15 protein-coding genes are annotated in these 19,049 nt (G+C 45.3%); 6 read left to right on the plus strand and 9 right to left on the minus strand.

The genetic code is table 11. The features are described from left to right. Positions 1-167: 167 nt before the first annotated feature. Both DKT73_RS00790 and DKT73_RS00795 read left to right on the plus strand, forming a co-directional pair. A complete protein-coding gene (locus DKT73_RS00790) occupies positions 168-1,370 on the plus strand; it encodes an ROK family transcriptional regulator (protein WP_111636710.1) in 1,203 nt (400 codons plus the stop codon). Between the two features lie 77 nt (positions 1,371-1,447). Beyond that, positions 1,448-2,944 carry a TyrR/PhhR family helix-turn-helix DNA-binding protein gene (locus DKT73_RS00795; protein WP_111636711.1) on the plus strand — a complete coding sequence of 499 codons (1,497 nt, stop codon included), beginning with the start codon at positions 1,448-1,450 and terminating at the stop codon, positions 2,942-2,944. A gap of 66 nt (positions 2,945-3,010) precedes the next feature. On the opposite strand, the gene DKT73_RS19995 is transcribed toward DKT73_RS00795, so the two are convergent. The 4 genes from DKT73_RS19995 to DKT73_RS00810 form a co-directional block, all read right to left on the minus strand. Further along, the gene (locus DKT73_RS19995) at positions 3,011-3,172 is read right to left on the minus strand and encodes a hypothetical protein (protein WP_157959137.1); all 162 of its coding nucleotides are present in this window, start codon (positions 3,170-3,172) and stop codon (positions 3,011-3,013) included. A gap of 103 nt (positions 3,173-3,275) precedes the next feature. Continuing rightward, positions 3,276-4,097 (minus strand): HAD-IIB family hydrolase, encoded by an 822-nt coding sequence (locus DKT73_RS00800; protein WP_111607724.1) that lies wholly within the window; start codon positions 4,095-4,097, stop codon positions 3,276-3,278. A 51-nt stretch (positions 4,098-4,148) separates the two neighbouring features. Continuing rightward, positions 4,149-5,573 (minus strand): sigma-54-dependent transcriptional regulator, encoded by a 1,425-nt coding sequence (locus DKT73_RS00805; RefSeq protein ID WP_111636712.1) that lies wholly within the window; start codon positions 5,571-5,573, stop codon positions 4,149-4,151. Continuing rightward, on the minus strand, positions 5,570-7,348 hold the full coding sequence (locus tag DKT73_RS00810) for a transporter substrate-binding domain-containing protein (protein WP_111636713.1): 1,779 nt from the start codon (positions 7,346-7,348) through the stop codon (positions 5,570-5,572). Before DKT73_RS00810 ends, DKT73_RS00805 begins: the two co-directional genes overlap by 4 nt. Positions 7,349-7,727: 379 nt before the next feature. On the opposite strand from DKT73_RS00810, the gene DKT73_RS00815 reads away from it, so the two are divergent. Both DKT73_RS00815 and DKT73_RS00820 read left to right on the plus strand, forming a co-directional pair. Continuing rightward, positions 7,728-8,699 carry a TAXI family TRAP transporter solute-binding subunit gene (locus tag DKT73_RS00815; protein WP_111637162.1) on the plus strand — a complete coding sequence of 324 codons (972 nt, stop codon included), beginning with the start codon at positions 7,728-7,730 and terminating at the stop codon, positions 8,697-8,699. Between the two features lie 113 nt (positions 8,700-8,812). Continuing rightward, a complete protein-coding gene (locus DKT73_RS00820; RefSeq protein WP_111636714.1) occupies positions 8,813-11,401 on the plus strand; it encodes a TRAP transporter permease in 2,589 nt (862 codons plus the stop codon). A gap of 79 nt (positions 11,402-11,480) precedes the next feature. Here the strand turns inward: DKT73_RS00820 and DKT73_RS00825 are convergent, their stop codons facing one another. The 5 genes from DKT73_RS00825 to DKT73_RS00845 all read right to left on the minus strand — a co-directional run bounded on the left by DKT73_RS00825 (position 11,481) and on the right by DKT73_RS00845 (position 16,431). Then, a complete protein-coding gene (locus tag DKT73_RS00825) occupies positions 11,481-11,834 on the minus strand; it encodes a HopJ type III effector protein (RefSeq protein WP_111636715.1) in 354 nt (117 codons plus the stop codon). A 45-nt stretch (positions 11,835-11,879) separates the two neighbouring features. After that, positions 11,880-13,079 (minus strand): Bcr/CflA family multidrug efflux MFS transporter, encoded by a 1,200-nt coding sequence (locus DKT73_RS00830; protein ID WP_111636716.1) that lies wholly within the window; start codon positions 13,077-13,079, stop codon positions 11,880-11,882. A gap of 258 nt (positions 13,080-13,337) precedes the next feature. Then, the gene (locus DKT73_RS00835) at positions 13,338-14,852 is read right to left on the minus strand and encodes a tripartite tricarboxylate transporter permease (RefSeq protein ID WP_111636717.1); all 1,515 of its coding nucleotides are present in this window, start codon (positions 14,850-14,852) and stop codon (positions 13,338-13,340) included. A gap of 4 nt (positions 14,853-14,856) precedes the next feature. Further along, positions 14,857-15,330 carry a tripartite tricarboxylate transporter TctB family protein gene (locus DKT73_RS00840; protein WP_111636718.1) on the minus strand — a complete coding sequence of 158 codons (474 nt, stop codon included), beginning with the start codon at positions 15,328-15,330 and terminating at the stop codon, positions 14,857-14,859. A 117-nt stretch (positions 15,331-15,447) separates the two neighbouring features. After that, a complete protein-coding gene (locus tag DKT73_RS00845) occupies positions 15,448-16,431 on the minus strand; it encodes a tripartite tricarboxylate transporter substrate binding protein (RefSeq protein ID WP_111636719.1) in 984 nt (327 codons plus the stop codon). Positions 16,432-16,614: 183 nt separating this feature from the next. Between DKT73_RS00845 and DKT73_RS00850 the strand changes: the two genes are divergently transcribed. Together DKT73_RS00850 and DKT73_RS00855 are read left to right on the plus strand one after the other, a co-directional pair. After that, positions 16,615-18,267: an ATP-binding protein gene (locus DKT73_RS00850; protein WP_111636720.1), complete on the plus strand. Its 1,653-nt coding sequence runs from the start codon at positions 16,615-16,617 to the stop codon at positions 18,265-18,267. A gap of 4 nt (positions 18,268-18,271) precedes the next feature. Beyond that, complete coding sequence (locus DKT73_RS00855; RefSeq protein WP_111636721.1) at positions 18,272-18,964, plus strand: response regulator; 693 nt, start codon at positions 18,272-18,274, stop codon at positions 18,962-18,964. Positions 18,965-19,049 lie beyond the last annotated feature (85 nt).

Raw genomic sequence — 19,049 nt, forward strand, 5'->3', positions numbered from 1 at the left:
TTTGGCTGTATAATGCTAGCCTTTTTATTGTTGTTTAAGTTGTTTATAAGAGCGATTGCTGACTTCTCATCTTAATGAGTTATGTGATTAAATCAATTAGATTTATTAAATGCCAGCGATGAGCTGAGAGGATGTTCGTTTGCGAGCTCAAAATGAGAGTGGATTATATGAAATCGTCTGGTAGTACCTCAGAACAAAGCCGGGTCTATAATGAACGCATTATTTTGCATTTGGTGCGCCAGCATCCTGAGATATCTCGTGTGAGTATTGCCCAGAGAACGGGATTGAGCGCTCAAACTATTTCGGTTATCACCTCGTCTCTGTTAGAGCGCCAGTTATTGCAGATTGGTGGCAAGGTAAAAGGCCGTCGCGGTCAGCCTTCAGTGAAGTTAAGCATTAATGAAAAAGGCGCTTACGGGTTAGGCATTAATGTTGATCGTGATCATATCAGTGCGGCGCTGCTGGACTTTAGTGGTCGTTGTATTTTGTTGTTAGAGCGGATGGTGTCTTTTCCAACCGAAATGCTTGCGAAAAACATTGCTCAAGATCTGATTGAAGAAGTAAAGACGACCTTAGGGCCTGATTGGCAAAAGGTGCAGGGGATTGGGTTGGCAAGGCCTGATTATATGGACTCTTGGCTTGAAACCTTGGTGACCGATACAGACCAACGGGCCGATCTTGATAGGTTAAAAGAAGCATTGGCTTATTGGCAGTCGGATGCGTTTGAATCTTGGTTGGCGCAATGGACGGGATTGGCGTGTTTTTGTGAAAACGATGCGGTGGCTGCGGCTACCAGCGAATTGTTACTGGCGTCGGTGATCCCGCAACGACACTTTTTTTATCTGTTTGTCAGTACGGCTTGTGGTGGCAGCTTTGTCGCCAATAGCGAATGCTATTTTGGTGCAAATGGGAAAGCTGGTAGCTTTGGCTTAATTCCTTCCGCCACGGGAAAGCATGGCAAGTGGATTCTTGAAGCCTTATCGTTGTCTTCGTTGCGGCGTTTTTTTATGGAAAAACAAGCCGTCTGGCCAGCTACGCCAGTGGCCTGGCAAGACACGCAATACACTCGTCTTATTGATCAATGGGCAGAAGAGGTTGCGTTTGAAGTGACACCGGCTTTGGTCTCTGTTATTGCCTTGTATGATCCAGAAGCGATTCTGATTGGCGGGCGTCTCCCAGCGCCAGTGCTTGTGGCTTTAATCGCTTGTATTGAACAGTCTCTGATGTCCCAGAGTATGCTGCCATTGCCCTCCATTCGTGTTGCGCAAACAGGTCATACGGCAGGCGTTTTAGGGGCCGCGGTATTGCCACTATATGAAACGTTTGCCCCCCAACAAAATTTGCTGCTGTTAAGTTCAAAAGAAAAGTAGTTCAAAAGAAAAGTAGCTCAAAGGAAAAATAATGCTTCGCTTTGCAGTAAGAGAAAGACCATGAGATTAGAAAGACCATGAGATTAGAAATTCAGTGCGAAGACAGAATCGGCATGGTGCGTGAAGCCCTTGATCTGTTTATTCCTCATCAAATTGACATGCGCTTGGTCGAAGTCGATACCAAGCGCCGCTGTATTTATTGTGGTTTTTCCGATATCCCTTTCGCAAAGTTACAGCGGTTATTGGCGGATATTCGTCGTTTAGACAGCGTAGAAGACGTTAAAACCGTTATGTTTACACCCTCTGAAAGAGAGCACAACGCGCTTTATACCTTGCTTGAGGCCTTGCCAGATGGTGTGATATCGGTTGATTTAAAAGGCCATATCACCATGGCGACAGAGTTGGCGGCGGAAGATCTTCAGGTACCTATTGCGCAGTTGCTGCATAAACCGCTACAGCACTTTATAAAAGGTATGTATTTTTCTAAAGAGACTTGGGCGAATCCGAAAGAAGGCACAAGCAAGCGAATACGCATTCGCAATAAAACCCTGTTGCTTGAAATGAAGCCGATCTTTGTCAGTGATGACGATGGTATGGCCAATCCTGCAGGAACGGTGATTTACGTAAAATCGAAAGCACGTTTGGACCGTCAAGCGGATAGCTTAAAACAAGCGCCTGATGCTGAAAATCGTCTAGAAACCTACTTTTTGCCAGTGGTGACAAAAAGTGAAGCCATGCGACGAACGCTTCAACAAGCAAAGGCTTTTGCTGATGTGCCACAGCCTTTGTTAGTGCAAGGGGAAATGGGAACAGGCAAGCGCGATTTGATCAATGCTTTGTTTCAGTATTGGCATAAAGGCCAAGCCGATTCTGAAGCGCAGCTGGTTATTTGTCCAGCTAGAGACATGACAAGGGATCACCTTCCGACGTTGGAAAAAAGCTCGGGGTGGTTTGTGATCGAGGACGTTGAGTATTTGAGTGATGAGGTTCAAATAGTGTTAGGGAATTGGCTTGCACGTCAACCAAGTGAGAGCACGAGCTTTGGTGCGCGTATGCGGGTTGTGTGTCTGAGCTCTTTGACACCAGTTCAGTTAGCCGATGGTACTAGAATACAGAAATCGCTGTATTTTTCTTTGGCAACGCTGATGTTGTCTGTGCCTTCTTTACGAGAACGTAAGGACGATCTGGAAGGCTTGGTACAACACATTGTCGCGGCCTTATCGGAACGTTATCGCCAGCCCGTGCCCACCATATCAAAAAGTGCTTTTGTTAAGTTGGCACTTTATGCATGGCCTGGAAATTTAAAAGAGTTACAAAATACGTGTTTGCAGACATTTTTGACCGTCAAGGACAGGGAATGGCAAGCGGATGATATTTGTCTGCCGGAATGTCATGACTTGATCAATCGCACATTGATTGCTGATTCATTGGAAGTCACGGTAAAACAATGGGAAGCGGATTTGCTCAAACAACTTTATCCTCGCTTTCCAAGCACAAGAAGATTAGCGAAAGCTGTGGGAATGAGCCACAGTGCGATAGCGAACAAATTAAAGGAATACGGTATTAGCACATAGAAAAGCCAGACTGGTTTTACCCAGGCTGGCTTGAGGAGTGCTCGGTTAGTATGGAGAATAAAAAACTTAGTATGGACGTCTGTGGCGCGGTACTGGACGACGTTGTTCTTCACGCTCGATTTTAATCGGTTGCAGCTTTGTCTTCGGCTGTGTTGTCTGTTTCTGGATATTGGCGACCAAGAAAGCAATTGCTGCGCAGGCAACGATGAATAACAAAAATTCAAACATGGCATTTCTCCAAACTAATTATTCTTTTAACAATCATGGTTCAAAATGATCGTTGGGTAAAGGCATTTATGTTGTCTTTTGGTAACTTTAAACAACAGATATGCTACAAGTCATACCTTTTTCTTAAATAACGTGCAACACCGTCTTCGTCATGATGACCGATAACATCCGTGGCCGCATCTTTGATATGAAGCAAGGCGTTCTCGGTAGCAAAAGCCTCATCAGAGACTGAAAACATCGAGAGATCATTGTCTCCATCCCCAAAGACTAGCATTGTTTGGGCACCGATTTCTGCCTTTAGTTCCATTAATGCCGAACCTTTACACACATTGCTGTGATGGATATCTAACCAGAATGCCTCTGGATTATAGATGCCACCGCCAGAATACGCCGTTAAATGGCTGTGTTTTTGGGTATCTTGCACAATGTTTTCAATAAACTCTGGTCGTCCCATGGCGCTGATATTGGTGATTTTTGCGTTGTGTGAGAGTTCAGCCAAAGGATGGAGGCTCATGTTTTTGTGATTCCCTAACTCATTAGCAATGTGATCGCTCAGATGGCCGCTCAAGGGGGAGTGGTAAACACGATGGGATCCATCGTCTTCTAGACAAAAAACAAAGGGCGTAACTTGATTTTCTTCAAAAGAGCTCAGCAGTTCTGAAATATGACTTTGAGACAGAAGGTGACGATGACGATAAAGGTTTTGCTGAGGGTCCCACCATTCGACACCGTTTTTAAAAATTTGCCAGTTAGGAAAGTCATGCCCTTGGATACATGGCAGCGCGGCAAAACGAGTTCGGCCCGTCGCTATCGTGTAGAAAACCCCCGCCGATTTTAAACGCTCAAGCGTTTCAAGTGTGTATTCAGAAAGGCGCTGATGCCGATTTAATAGGGTGCCGTCTAGATCAAATGCCACTAATTCCATAATCACCTCATACTCTAGGACACCGACTATCGCACTGATTCAGCGAGGTATTCAAGTGTCTTTTTCGTTTTTGCCGTGGTTTTCCTTCATGTTTTTTAGCCGCTTACTGAGCGCTGGTTGTGAAATGCCTAGCATTCTTGCTGCGAGTGATTGATTACTTTTTGCTCTTTTCATGGCTTCCTCAACCAATAAGTCCGCCATATTACTCAGGGTCGGCAATGGGCTATGAGGGGGAAAGAGAAGAGTGTTTTCCGTGAGGTCGACGGCTTTTTCTCGGTTGAATAAGGGTTCAAAAGGCGCGCAGTTTAGTTCATCCGTTGTGCTTTGGCTTACGGCATCGTAAATCAGGGCTTTTAACTCTCGAGCATTGCCTGGAAAAGAGTACTGAGACAAGTTAACTGATAGGCTTTTTGGCACCGTTAAGCTTGGCTTGTTCATTTCTTTGCAAGCTAATGTCATAAAGTGATCAATCAATAAAGGAAGGTCAGCCAACCGTTCTCGTAGCGGTGGAATCGTCACCATATGGGTTTTTAAGCGAAAAAATAAATCTTTACGAAATTTTCCTTCCGCTTGTAGCTGCGATAATTGTTGATGTGTGGCAACGACGATTCTGGCTTCCATTCTTTTAGGCTTGTCACTTCCAACAGGGTAGTACTCACCTTCTTGCAAAAGGCGTAACAGTTTCACTTGAGAGGCCAGACTGAGATCACCAATTTCGTCCAGAAATAATGTGCCTCCAGCCGCTTTTTCTACTAGGCCTAGCCGTGTTTTGTCGGCGCCTGTAAAGGCGCCACGAGCGTGTCCAAATAGGGTGTCTGCGAAAACATTGTCATCGACCCCTGCCACGTTGACGCTTACCAGTGGACCAGGACAACGGCTTAGGTCATGAATGACGTTGGCAATGAGCTCTTTGCCCACACCACTTTCACCAGAAATTAAAACCGGTTGGCGCGTTTTAGCGATTGACTCGATGTAACGAAAAGCAGACCACATGGTTTGATCTGAGGTAATAATGTTGGCAAAGGCATCCGGCTTTTCCAGTTCGTTCGATAAGATTTGCGCTCGCAGCGCTTGGTTTTCTAAAGTGAGCTCTTGGGTGCGAATGGCGCGTTTTAAACCATCTAGGATTTGGTTTTGGTCTGACGTTTTCACAAAATAGTCAAAGGCGCCCTGTTTGACGCACTCGACAGCGGTATTCACTTGATTGACGCCGCTGATAATGATGACACACACATTGGGGTATTCTTCTTTTAGCCAGGCCAACACTTTTTGGCCCGACACTTTGGGCATGGTGAGGTCGAGCAAAACGAGCCCGATATCTTCCGTTTCCATGAGTGAAGGAATCTGGCTTGGATCAGCGCAGGTCATTAAATGGTTAAAGCCTTGTATTTCTAGGGTTAATGACATGCTTCTAAGAAAGGCGATTTCATCATCAACCAATAAAATCTTAAACTGAGGGTAGAGATTATGCTTCATGAAAGGCTCTTATTTTTTTTAGGTAATTCAAAAATATCAGTGTTGCTGAAGGTGCCTTCCATTGCTGTATTTGGCTGATAAACGGGGAAAGAAACGGTCACACAAGTCCCTTTGCCTACTTCCGAATCAAAGGCTAATTTCCCTTGATGGGTGTTAATAATCGCGGCAGAAACAGACAGCCCTAATCCGGTTCCACCTTGTTCTCTCTTGGTGGTAAAGAAGGGGTCGGTTAAGCGAATAAGATTGGCAGGATCAATGCCTTTGCCTTTATCTTCGATGACAATAAGTACTTCTTTCTCATCCAAACTTAACGTCGTTGTGACGCGAATACTACTTTGACGTTGTTCTATGGCGTCACAAGCATTAATAATAAGGTTAATCATGACTTGTTCGACTCGTTGAGCGCTGCCGATAATAATAGGATTGCGCTTATCGACATAAAGCTCAAAGTCATCGGTGGCGTTTCGAATGCTGGTGTCTACCAACCGAATAGCCGTGGACACCACGTCGTTTATGTTAACTTCTTGAGTGATTTCATTCGGCTCTTCGCGGGCAAAATCTTTTAAGTCGTTTACTATGTTACGAATTCGCAGTGTACTTTGATCCATTTCGTCCAGTAGATACGGTAACTCCTGACGTAAGCGATCGAATTTGAGGCCTGCCAGTGAGAAATCAGGGTCATTTTGGGCGTGTTTTGCTAAATAGGGTAGCGCATCTATCCAAGCGGCTTTTAGGATGGGAAGGTTGAGCATCAATAAGCCCGTCGGATTGTTTATTTCGTGAGCCACCCCTGACACAAGTATGCCTAAAGAGGCCATTTTATCGGCTTGAATAAGTTGTTCTTGCTGTGATTTTAGCTGATTAGAACGTTTTTCTACTTCTTTACGCAGCATCGCGTTCCAGATAACGATGACACTGATTGCCAGCAATAAGGCGATAATGATGGACGCTGCGTACAGCCCTAATTTTTTCCATGGAAAAGGCGCTGGCTCTAAGGCCCCAAACCATTTTTCGTAAATTTGTTGTTGCTTACCGGTATTTTTGAGGATGGCTAGGCCTTCGTTAAACAGAGCGATAATGTCTTCGTTTTTGGGCAATGCGCCATAACTTAAGCGTTGGCCCGATATTGGGCTGGCGATGGCATGGATATTATTGAGCTGCATTTCTTTGCTTAGATAAAGGCTAGGAGAGTTTGCCGTTAATGCGTAGTCGTGTTTTCCTGATGCCAATAAACGCAGTGCTTCAGCGTGAGTTTGAACGGGGATGATGATGGCCTGAATGTTATTATCAATTAGGTATTCGTGCATGATGCTGGCGTTTTGGATCATCACTTCTTTATTTTTGAGTTGCGTGACATCGTTGATAACGGGGGAGTCTTTGCGAGCAAATATTGAGTAATTTACGATCGAATGTGCGGAGGAAAAACGAATGCTCCGAGCCCGTTCATCGGAATAAGCAATGCCTTGAAGGACATCTAAACGACCAGAATGCAGGTCTTCAAATATGGTTTGCCAATCGGCCATTTCTATTTCCACATGAACCCCCATCACTTCTGCAATGGCTTTTGTCAGTTCAACTGTGTAGCCCGTGGGCTCACCGTCCACTCCCGCAAATTCATAAGGTGGAAAATTATAGTCTGCCCCTACGGAAATCACTCTTTTTCCAGCCACTGTCGAATGGCTGTCTCTTGCAGACAGCGGAGTGGATAAGGATGCCAAGCCTAAAAATAAACACAGTAAAGAGGCCAAAGTACGTATTGTTAATGAGCTTAGCATGGGTGAAATGTCTTTTTTATTAATGTTATTGAAGCGAATACTAACGGTATGGACTGAATAAAAAAAGCATGGAAAAGGAAATTAGGAATGAGTAATGAGCTTTAATTTTTTTGCAATATAACAAAAGTTATAGTCATAGCTTTTGTTATTAAGTGTATTGAATGTGTTTGTTTTGGGCGTTTTAGCTGACAATTTCTTTGCAAAGATTTTTTTCCTATAACTTAAGTTATATTTAACTGTCGCTGTAAATATGTGTTTTTATCTGGCTATTTATTTAAAAATCAATGGTTTAGGTTGTTTTTATGGAATTGGCACTTAACTTGCCATAGAGCACGGGTCACATGACATTATTTTAAATACCGGAATGCTTGAGGATTCTATGATAATTAAAAAAACACTATTTAAAGCTTTGTTTGTACCTGCGATAGCGGGCGCTTCTATGTTGTCTATGGCCGACACGCAGTTTGTTTCGATTGGCACGGGTGGTGTAACAGGGGTCTATTACCCCGCAGGTGGTTCCATTTGCCGTATGTTGAACAAAGATCGTAACGAGCATGGCATTCGTTGTTCTGCCGAATCGACGGGTGGTTCGGGCTACAACGTTAACAGCATCCGCGCTGGTGAATTGGAGTTTGGTGTTGCTCAGTCTGATGTTCAAACGGCCGCGTTAGAAGGCACTGGGCAGTTTGAGGGGAATCCTTTTCCAGAGCTGCGTTCGGTATTCTCTTTGCATCCAGAACCGATTCATCTAATGGCTCGTGCGGATTCCGGTATTAAGACATTCGATGACCTTGCTGGCAAGCGCGTTAATATCGGTAACCCTGGTTCAGGTAACCGCTCTATGATGGAACTGTTAATGGCAGAAAAAGGCTGGACGACAGCGGATTTTTCCATTGCCGCCGAGTTAAAAGCGTCTGAGCAAGCGCAAGGTATTTGCGATGATAAGTTTGATGTGACCATTTATGTCTCTGGTCTGCCAAATGGCGTTGCTCAAGAAGCAGCCACGACTTGTGATATCAAATTAATTCCAATGAACGGGCCTGCTTCTCTTGCCGTTATGCAAAAAAATAGCGCTTTCTCACAAGCGATTATTCCAGCAGGAATGTACACAGGAAACGATCAAGATATTGCGACATTTGGACCTAAAGCGACCATAGTGACGTCCGCTAACGTTTCTGATGAAGTGGTTTATCAACTGACGAAATCTGTTTTTGAAAACTTAGATTCTTTTAAGCGTTTACATCCCGCCTTCGATCGCCTTGAGCCACTTGAAATGGTTCACACTTCCCTTGTTGCGCCATTGCACCCAGGTGCTGTGCGTTACTACCAAGAAAAAGGTTATATCAAGTAAATATTCTGTTGCATGACGTTTCATGCGGTTTGAATGAAGCACCTGTCTTGCGATGGGTGCTTTTTGAGTTTTGCAATACGCTGCCACTGTAAAGTGGTGGGTTAGGAGTCGGTATGTCGATCAACACAAGCACCACAGTTTCCCCCGATAAGTTAGACGAACTTGTCGCAGAAGCCGATGTCGGTAAGCGCAGTCCAACGGGTAAGATCTCTATTGGTCTACTTTTTTTGGTACCACTTTTGTGGTCCTTGTTTCAATTATGGACAGGTTCTCCGTTGCCTTCACAATTTGGCATCGGTTTTTTAAACGATACACAGTCCCGTGCTGTTCATTTGGCTTTTGCTGTGTTTTTGGCATTTTTAGCCTTTCCTGCCTTTAGCAAAAGTCCTACAGGTTATATTCCTTGGGTAGATTATGTTTTGGCTATTTTGGCAGCGGCTTGTGCTTCCTATTTGTTTTTGTTTAATGATCAGCTAGCGACACGTCCTGGTTTGCCAACGACGATGGACCTTGTGGTTTCTGCGATTGGCTTGGCGTTGACTCTAGAGGCGGCAAGACGTTCTCTTGGTCCTGCCTTGATGCTGATTGCCTTATTTTTCTTGGTGTATGTCTTTTTTGGTGACAGCGCTATTTTGCCTGAGATATTGCGCTGGAAAGGCGCTTCTTTTGAAAAAGCCATGAATCATATGTGGCTTACGACCGAAGGGGTATTCGGCATTGCTTTGGGCGTGTCTTCTGGCTTTGTTTTCCTATTTGTTTTGTTCGGTGCCTTGTTAAACCAAGCGGGCGCGGGCAATTATTTTATTAAAGTGGCGTTTTCTTTATTGGGTCACATGCGTGGTGGTCCAGCAAAAGCCGCGGTGCTTTCTTCTGCCATGACCGGTTTGATTTCGGGGTCTTCTATTGCCAATGTGGTGACAACAGGCACCTTTACTATTCCGCTAATGAAAAAAGTGGGCTTTAGTGCCGAAAAAGCGGGTGCGGTGGAAGTGTCGTCTTCGGTGAATGGTGTGATTATGCCACCTGTGATGGGGGCCGTGGCGTTTTTGATGGTGGAGTACGTTGGTATTTCATACATTGAAGTGGTCAAGCATGCATTTTTACCCGCCACCATTTCGTATATCGCACTGCTTTACATTGTACATTTAGAGGCGTTGAAAGCAGACATGCAAGGTTTGCCTCGTTCTACGCCAGCGCGAACTTGGACTGCGCAGTTGATTCGCACAGGGATTCTTGTCACCAGTATGTTGATACTCGCGGGTCTTTTGTATTATATCGTGGTGGCGGTAAAGTGGTTACTCGGTGACTATGCCAATGTGGGGTTATTGGCGTTGGTGGTGCTGGGGTATTTTGGTTTGTTGTATGTGTCTTCAAAGTCTGATGATTTGGAGATAGAAGCGAGTGATGAGGCGATTATTAAATTGCCTATTTTCTCTGAAGTATATAAAGCCGGTTTGTATTACCTTGTACCGCTTCTTGTTTTGGTGTGGTTTTTAATGGTTGAGCGCAAGTCGCCAGGTTTGTCGGCCTTTTGGGCTTGTATGTTGATGGCGTTTATTTTGCTGACACAGAAGCCTTTGAAAGCCTGGTTTCGCCAACAAAACCACATTGCACAGCAAGCAAAATCCGGTGTCATTGACTTAATTGATGGCTTAAATACGGGTGCTCGTAACATGATCGGCATTGGGGTGGCAACGGCAACGGCGGGGATCATCGTTGGTACTGTTACCTTGACGGGCATTGGTCAGGTGATGGCTGAGTTTGTTGAATTGGTGTCTGGTGGTGTGCTGATTATTATGCTGCTTATGGTGGCGCTGATTTCTTTAGTGCTTGGCATGGGCTTACCAACGACGGCGAACTACATTGTTGTTTCTTCTCTTATGGCAAGCGTCGTGGTTGAATTGGGTGCACAGTCCGGCTTGATTGTTCCTTTGATCGCCATCCATATGTTTGTGTTTTATTTTGGCATTATGGCCGATGTCACTCCGCCTGTTGGCTTGGCTTCTTTTGCCGCCGCGGCCGTGTCGGGTGGCGATCCCATTAAAACCGGTTTTACCGCATTTTTTTACTCGATGCGCACCGCTTTGTTGCCGTTCTTATTTATCTTTAATACCGATTTGCTCTTGATTGATGTGACCTTTATCGAAGGGGTTGTGGTCTTTATTGTCTCCTTGGCGGCCATGTTGATTTTTGCGGCCGCTACGCAAGGCTACTTTATAGCCCGAAGCAAATGGTATGAAAGTGCCGCATTGTTGCTTATTGCCTTTACGCTCTTCCGTCCAGGTTTTTGGCTGGATATGGTCGATGCTCCCTATCAAGAGCGTCCAACCCAAGAAATGTACCGCTACATTGATCAGCATCCTAATTTAGACACGCTAAGAATGTCGGTGGAAGGTGAGAATTTAGATGGTCGCTGGATCTCGAAAACGGTACATATGCCGCTATTAGGTCAAGGTGATGCGGTTGACCGATTGCTCAAAGGTGCTGGTATTGAATTGCGTGAAGAAGAGGGTAAATATCTGATCGACAATTTATTGTTTGGTAGTTATGCAGAACAGCAGAAGTTGGATTTTGACTGGGAAATTACGCAATTTGAAGTGGCGGCAGACAGACCAGCAAAAGAATGGTTTTTCATCCCTGCCTTTTTGTTAGCCGTGCTTGTGGTTTGGCGTCAGCGTAAACGTAAAGCGGGTTTAGAGTAATAATCCCCTTATTCTTTGTTCACGACTTTGCTGGATAAGTCGTTTTGGCCGGTTGCGAGGATGCTTCCGGCCTTTTTGTTTATGCGCTTTTTTTCACTAAAGCTGATGTCTCTAAGTGTATTCCAGACCAGCCATTCTCAATAAATTGGCGAATGTTTTGATGGTCCGTTCCCGTTGGATTGTCTAAGACGTCTACTCGGTAGAAGTCGCCAAATAAATGCAAGGTTTCAGTTTCATTAAGTTGATGAATGGAAGCAAATGAAAAAACCTTACAGGAGCCATTGTTTTCGTTGATGCCATTTTTTTGTTTGCCGTTGCTAAATGCCATTGGCGTAAAATCGTACTCTTGCTCAATCACTTCAATGACTTCTTTGAACTTAACCTGTTCAGGTGTGGTTTTGATTTTTTCAATGAGTGTTTGTGTGCTTAGCATGGTTACTCCGTTTAGTGAGTCGGTTTTATGGTATAGGAATCGGTACTAACGCTCGGTTAGCGTTATCTTGTTGGTGTATTTTACGGTGGCTTTGAAGCAGACAAAAGCAATAATGCCGCAAGTGGCAATGGTGCCAAGCATGGGGATGAAGGTGCCGTTGTGAAGAATACTGACAACCGCGCCACCGAGTGCCCCCATCGCAAATCGTGATGTGCCTGCAAGAGCGGTCACACTGCCATTGTGATTGCCTGCATGTTTCAACGCCCCAGCCATAAAGCCGCTGCCTAAAATGCCCATCGGTCCCATGAATAACATACTTGAGATTATGATTAACCAAAGTGGTGGATGGTTAAAAAAGCTAAGGGTAATCATGAGTATCGAAGCGATTAGCGGAATATAGATGGCGTACTTGGACAAGACTTCGGTGCCCAATTTTTCTACATAACGACTGTTAATAGTGGACGCGAGCATCATGGAAATGACATTCAGGCCTACGAGAAAACCAAAATGGGCTGGGTCAACATGGTAAATTTCAATATAGACAAACGAACAGCCTGTAATAAAGCTCATCATGCCAGCAAAATAGAAAGCAGAGGCAAGGATATAACCCATAACCGAACGGTTTTTAAGTAAGGTGATGTAATTTCGAATGGCGTTTAAAAAAGAAAAGGGCGTGCGCTTTTCAATGGGTAATGTTTCTGGAATGGTACGTAAAAAGAGCGCAACGGCAACGATAGCTAACACACCTAAGAGGACAAAAATATAGTGCCAACTTAAAACCGTCAAGATTGCACCACCCAGGATTGGTGCCGCCAAAGGCGCCAATGCCATCACTAGCATAATCATTGACATGGCCTTGGCGAACTGATTAATGGACAAACCATCTTTCACCAAAGCCGGAACACAAACCGCAACCGCGGCGCCACCAAAGGCCTGAATGGCTCGTCCGACCAACAGCATTTCATAGCTTTGCGCCAGTGCGCATAAAAAACTGCCGACGGCAAAAATCGCTAATCCACCCACTACAACTTTACGACGTCCGATCGCATCGGAAATAGGGCCAAATAGAATCTGCATAAACGCAAACACCAGCAGGTAGATACTGAGCGTCATCTGAACGAGACCGATCTCCGTGTTTAAGCTTTTGGAAATAGTCGGGATACTGGGGAGATACGCATCAATTGCTAGGGGAGTTAGCCCAGACAAAAGGCCAAGAACAAGAATAATCGGGAAGGTGAGTTTCATAGGGTGACTCAATGAATAGGTTGGTCGCTAATCGACATAGGGCATGGCCAATGACAGAACGGGCTGAATTATAATCGGTTTAGACGCAATGAAGCAGGCTAATTGTGCAGATAATAAGTAAAGCTGGGTGATCATAAGGGAAGAGGGGTTGTCTGATAGGTTTGGCCAAATAAAAAAAGAGACAATCCAATGACTGAATTGTCTCCAAATACCCTATCTAATAACATCTATTGCGGTATCGTGTTACACACGATTATTTCATGACGCTGCGGTTTTGTTTCTTTTGCCTAGTAATTTGCTAATCAGTGGCATTACTAACAATATGATTGCAATGATCATGATGGTTAAGGTAAGCGGGCGTTCCCAAAGGAAAGACAAGCTGCCATCAGACAATACCATAGAGCGGCTAAGGTTCTGTTCCATAATGTCACCAAGAATATACCCCAACAGCATAGGTGCCATCGGGAAATCCAGCATTTTAAGGAACAGCGCAATAACGGTAATGAAGACCATCATTTGTATGTCAAAGGTATTAAAGCTGACCAAATACACACCCGTGACCGAGAAGAACAAAATCAACGGGATCAAGATTTGACGAGGAATGGCCAGTAAGCGTGATATATAAGGAATCAAGGGTAGATTCAGAATCAACAGCACTAAGTTACCAAAGTACATTGAAATAATGACCGACCAAAAGACATCCGGATTGTCGACAAACAAGCGTGGGCCAGGTTGCACACCCGCAGCAATTAAGGCACCAAGCATGATGGCGGTCGTGCCGGATCCTGGGATGCCTAATGTTAGTAATGGTACAAATGAACCAGTAGAGGCCGCATTGTTTGCCGTTTCAGGTGCCGCAAGACCGCGCAAAGCCCCTTTACCAAATTTAAGCTTTTCTTTTGCCGAGGCAAAGTTACGTTCCATGCCGTAGGCCAAGAAAGACGCAATGGTGGCACCAGCACCAGGCAGCACACCAATGATAAAACCAAACACAGAAGAACGAGCAACCGTAGGCGCTACTTCTTTCACTTCTTCTTTGCTTAGCTTCATGCTGCCAAGCGCGGCCATGTTGATTTCAGGGTCTTTTTCAAGATGCTGTCCCTTCATAACGGACATAATCACTTCGGTTAAAGCAAACGTTGCCATCGCCAGTAATAAGAAGCTTACGCCATCCAGTAAATCAAGATTCCCAAAGGTAAAGCGTGGGACACCCGTCATGACGTCGGTGCCCATAGTGGCGATCATCAGACCAAAAACCGTCATTATCATGGCTTTGATCACTTGGCCTTTACCAGAGAACGCCGCGACGGCTGTGAGACCCAGTACCATTAAGGCAAAGTAGTCGCCTGATTGGAAACTCAAGGAAACGGTGGCCAGTGCAGGGGCTGCAAACAGCAGTATAATGGCACCTACTGTACCGCCAGTGAATGAGCAATAAGCCGCTAATGCCAGCGCTTTACCCGCCTGACCACGTTGCGCTATAGGGTAGCCATCAAACGAGGTAACAACGGTACTGGAACAGCCTGGGGCATTAATCAAAATAGACGAAGTCGAGCCACCAAATACCGCGCCATAATACACACCCGCCATTAAAATAATGCCTGAAGAAGGATCTAAGCCGTACGTGATAGGGATCATTAAGGCCACGGCCGATATTGGCCCAAGGCCGGGCAACATACCAATGAAGGTACCTGCAAAACAACCGACCACTACCATCATAATGTTGAATGGCATGATCGCGGTGCTAAGACCTACAAATATTCCGTCTAACATGACCTTAACCTCCAAACAACATGGTTATTAAGCGCCCAGGAGCAAGATAAATATCCAGCAGTTGGGACAGGGAGAACCAAATAAAGAGACCAAAAGGCACGGAAGCGATTAACAAGGTTTTCCACCGACGCTCTCCCAAGACCCAATAGCCACCGACAAGAAACAAAATGGTAGACAATAAAAAACCGATCCATTCCAACGCCACGCCGAACAATATGACCAGTACCAACAGCTTAATTACGATCGCAAAGTCGTATCCCTGCAAAGAAAGGCGCTCACCGCCATTTTTACTGGCGTTGAGAATCAGAGCGATGGACAGGATACCGCCCATGAAAGCCAGAACAGTTGGTAGGGTTTGTGCGTTAAAGGGCTCGTATTCATCACCTGGCAACATAGGAATGTCGCCCGTGTAGTAGCCATAAGCAGCGGAAAGGCACAGGAACGCCAAACCGCCAATATGATCTTTCGTAATCACCATAGGGTTCACCTTTGACGGTACAAATGCCGTCCATCTCATAATAAAAAGGTAGGATAAGAGAGAGCTCCAAGGGCATTTAGCCGTTGAAGCTCTGAGAAATTTCAGATAACCGTGTGGTTATTTTAAGAAGCCAAGTTCACGCATTAGATCACCAATTACGGTTTCTTGGTTTTCTAAGAAAGCCACAAAATCTGCGCGAGGTTTGAAGACTTCTGTCCAGCCATTGCGGTCACGAACGACTTTCCATTCATCTGTCTCGTACATTTTTGACAACAGGTTAGCGTATTCATCAGCTTGTTCATCGGACAGTGTTGGCGCCCCAAAGAAACCGCGCCAGTTTAAAAAGCTTGCGTCATAGCCAAGTTCTTTTAAAGTAGGTACATCTGGCGCTGTGGCAGAGCGCTCATCGCCTGTGATAGCTAAGATACGGACTTCACCCGCATTGGCTAAGACAACCGCTTCGCTAAAACCGGTTGATAATAGGTGTGCCTCGCCAGATAGAATCCCTGCCATAGCTGTACCACCTGCATCATAGGCTACGTATTTTAAACGGCGCGCATCACCGCCAGCCGCTTTAAACGCCATAGCGGCTACCAAGTGATCCATGCTACCGCGTGCGGAGCCACCGGCAACGGCGACAGAGCGAGGATCGTTTTTAAAATCGTTTATCACATCTTGGAAGGTCATGTACTTTGAGCTAGTAGGTACCACAAAAGCGCCATAGTCACCGACTACTGCCGCGATGGGTTTAAGATCACGGAAAGATTGTGGGAATACCTTGGACAAAGAACTGATCACGATGGGAGTTGAGTTCACCATTAAGGTGCCATGGCTTTGATCGGCTTTTTCAATGAGGTTGGCAATGGCTTTACCACCACCGCCACCAGACAAGTTTTCGAAAGATGCTCTTTCTATTAAGCCTGATTTAGTGAGTGCTTCGCCTACGCCACGAGCGGTGCCGTCCCAGCCACCACCTGCACCGCCAGGTACTAGGAAGTGAATTTGGTCGTTGGCAGCCTGTGCCATACCCGCAGTCAGTGTTGACGCGAAAGCAGCCGCTAATAAAGTTGAACGTTGACGAGAAAGAAATCGAGATAACATATTAGTATCCTCAGTTGTTTTTATATTTTTAGTGATTTCTTTACTATATTCGGACATTTTGTTTTTAAAAATATATTGCACTTAAAGGCTATATCATCCTTTAAAATCATTTTGTGCATTTTGTTCACAGGCAGTTTGATTCGTTCTCCGATACCATAGAATAAAAAAAGAGCCTTAACTGATATGACCAACCCCTTACGTAACCTCAAACTCAAGACTCGAATGACCTTAGTTTTAGGTCTGATGGCCCTATTGCAAACAGGCTTCTTAGGCCTTTTTGCTCTTAATCACCTTAATGAGTCCCTTGAAGAGCAGGTCGCTGAACGCGCACTGCAAGTCGCAAAAACCATTGCTGTAATGCCGGAAATCATTGCCGCCGTAAAAGCGTCGGACACCCCCTTTTTACAACCTTTAAGTCTGCAATTGGCCGAGACGACCCATGCGCGTTTTGTTGTTATCGGCGATAAAAATGGCTTACGTCTGTCTCATCCTACTCCCGAACGAATTGGCAAACCGATGAACGATGACGATGAAGATGGTATGGGAGGGGAGTACAACAACCCCGCTTTGTTGGATGGTCGAGCTTATGTGCAAAAAGCCACGGGGAGCTTGGGCGTTTCCATTAGAGGAAAGACGCCTATTATCGATCCGTCTGGCGAGATTGTAGGTATTGTGTCGGTTGGCTTTATTTTGGATACGGTAGAAAGCATTTTGGCGCGCTATCGTACGACCTTGCTGATTGCGATTTTATCGGCTTTTATGATCAGTGTGTTGATTGCGCTCTGGTTTGCCAGTCATTTTAAAAAGGCTATTTTTGGGCTTGAACCTGAGCAAATAGGGCTTTTGTTTGAAGAGCGTAATGCCACCCTAGAATCGATCCGTGAAGGAATTGTGGCAATTAATGCGGAAGGTATTATTACTACCTTTAACCGCGCGGCATTAAAGACTTTGGGTTTGTCAAACAAGGACAGCCTGTTGGGGCAGCCCATCCAAAAAGTACTACCGGATAGCCAGATGATCAGTGTACTTGAAAATGGACAGCCGCAATTTGATCAGGAAGTGTGGTTGGGCGATGCGTGTTTTATTACTAACCGGCTGCCAGTGCGTCAGGATGATCGCATTATTGGTGTGGTGTCCAGTTTTCGGCCAAAAGATGAGCTGGATATGGTCAGTCGTAAACTGACTCGTATTCGCCAGTATGCCGACAGTTTACGCAGTCAAACCCATGAGTATTCCAATAAATTGCATACCATCGCGGGGTTAATTCAAATTGGCGCCACCAAAGAGGCCTTGGCCTTGATCGGTCAGGAGACCGAGAACCATCAAGCGCTCATTGACTTGCTGGTGGCGGCGATCCCAGACCCTGTATTAGCGGGTTGTCTATTGGGAAAATACAACCGAGCCCGTGAGCTTGGCTTGCGTCTTATCATTGATTCAGAAAGTCATATGACGGATATTCCCATGCATATTCCTCGGGAGTTGTTGGTGAGTGTGATTGGGAATTTATTGGACAATGCGTTTGAAGCCACTCTGTCGCATACGGGGGCTGGTGGCGACGTCAGTTTGACCATGACAGACCTAGGCAATGACCTGATTTTTGAAATAGAAGACCAAGGCGCAGGCATTCCGGTCGAAGAGCAAGCGCGTATTTTTGAACGCGGAGTCTCGACAAAGGGAGAACCAAACCGTGGCATCGGCTTGCATCTAGTGAATCAATTACTGACACGAATGGGAGCGACCATTATCATTGAGCCTGCTGATTTATGCGGTAGTCGTTTTACCGTCTACATTCCCAAAAAGAAACCTTCTATTGATCTTAAATCGACTCAGGAGTGATGTTATGAGCACTAGCATACGAGTAGTAATTGCCGAAGATGATTTACAGATTGCAGAGATTCAGAAACGCTTTTTGGAGCGAATAGAAGGTTTCGAATTGGTCGGTTTGGCGCATGGTCTTGAAGAGGCTCGAGATCTAGTCGATATACTAAAGCCAGAGCTTTTGCTTTTAGATGTACAGTTTCCCAAAGGCAATGGGCTGGAATTGCTGCGCGATCTGCGTGCAAATCACTGCGCTACCGATGTGATATTGATTACCGCTGCTCGTGAAATTGATACCCTCAGAGCGGCTTTGCATGGCGGTATATTTGATTACATACTCAAGCCTTTGGTGTTCGAGCGGCTCAAAGAAGCCCTTGCGAACTATGCACTTCACCTTGAAAAACTTCATGCGATGAGCACTCTAGTGCAAACGGAAGTAGACCGTTTGCTGCCGCGAGGTCAACATGCCTCTTCGGCGCCAGTGGCTTCGCCACTACCAAAAGGGGTTGATGCACTTACTTTAGCCAAGGTTATTGAGGTGATTACTGAGTCGAGTGCTTCTCTTAATGCGGAAGAAGTGGGTAAACAAATTAATGCCAGCCGCACCACCGCAAGACGTTATTTAGAGCATTTGGTGAGCTGTGGAGAACTGACCGCAGAGGTCAGTTATGGCTCTGTGGGCCGCCCTGAAAGGCGTTATCAAAAAATAAGATAACTGTCAGACCACGCTTAAACAGGTATAATGAAAAGGATTATCTTTTCTGGTTTTATAAAGTGGAACGTGGTTCAATTTCGTCTCC

The sequence above is a fragment of the Marinomonas shanghaiensis genome (assembly GCF_003259175.1).
Lineage (GTDB): Bacteria > Pseudomonadota > Gammaproteobacteria > Pseudomonadales > Marinomonadaceae > Marinomonas > Marinomonas shanghaiensis.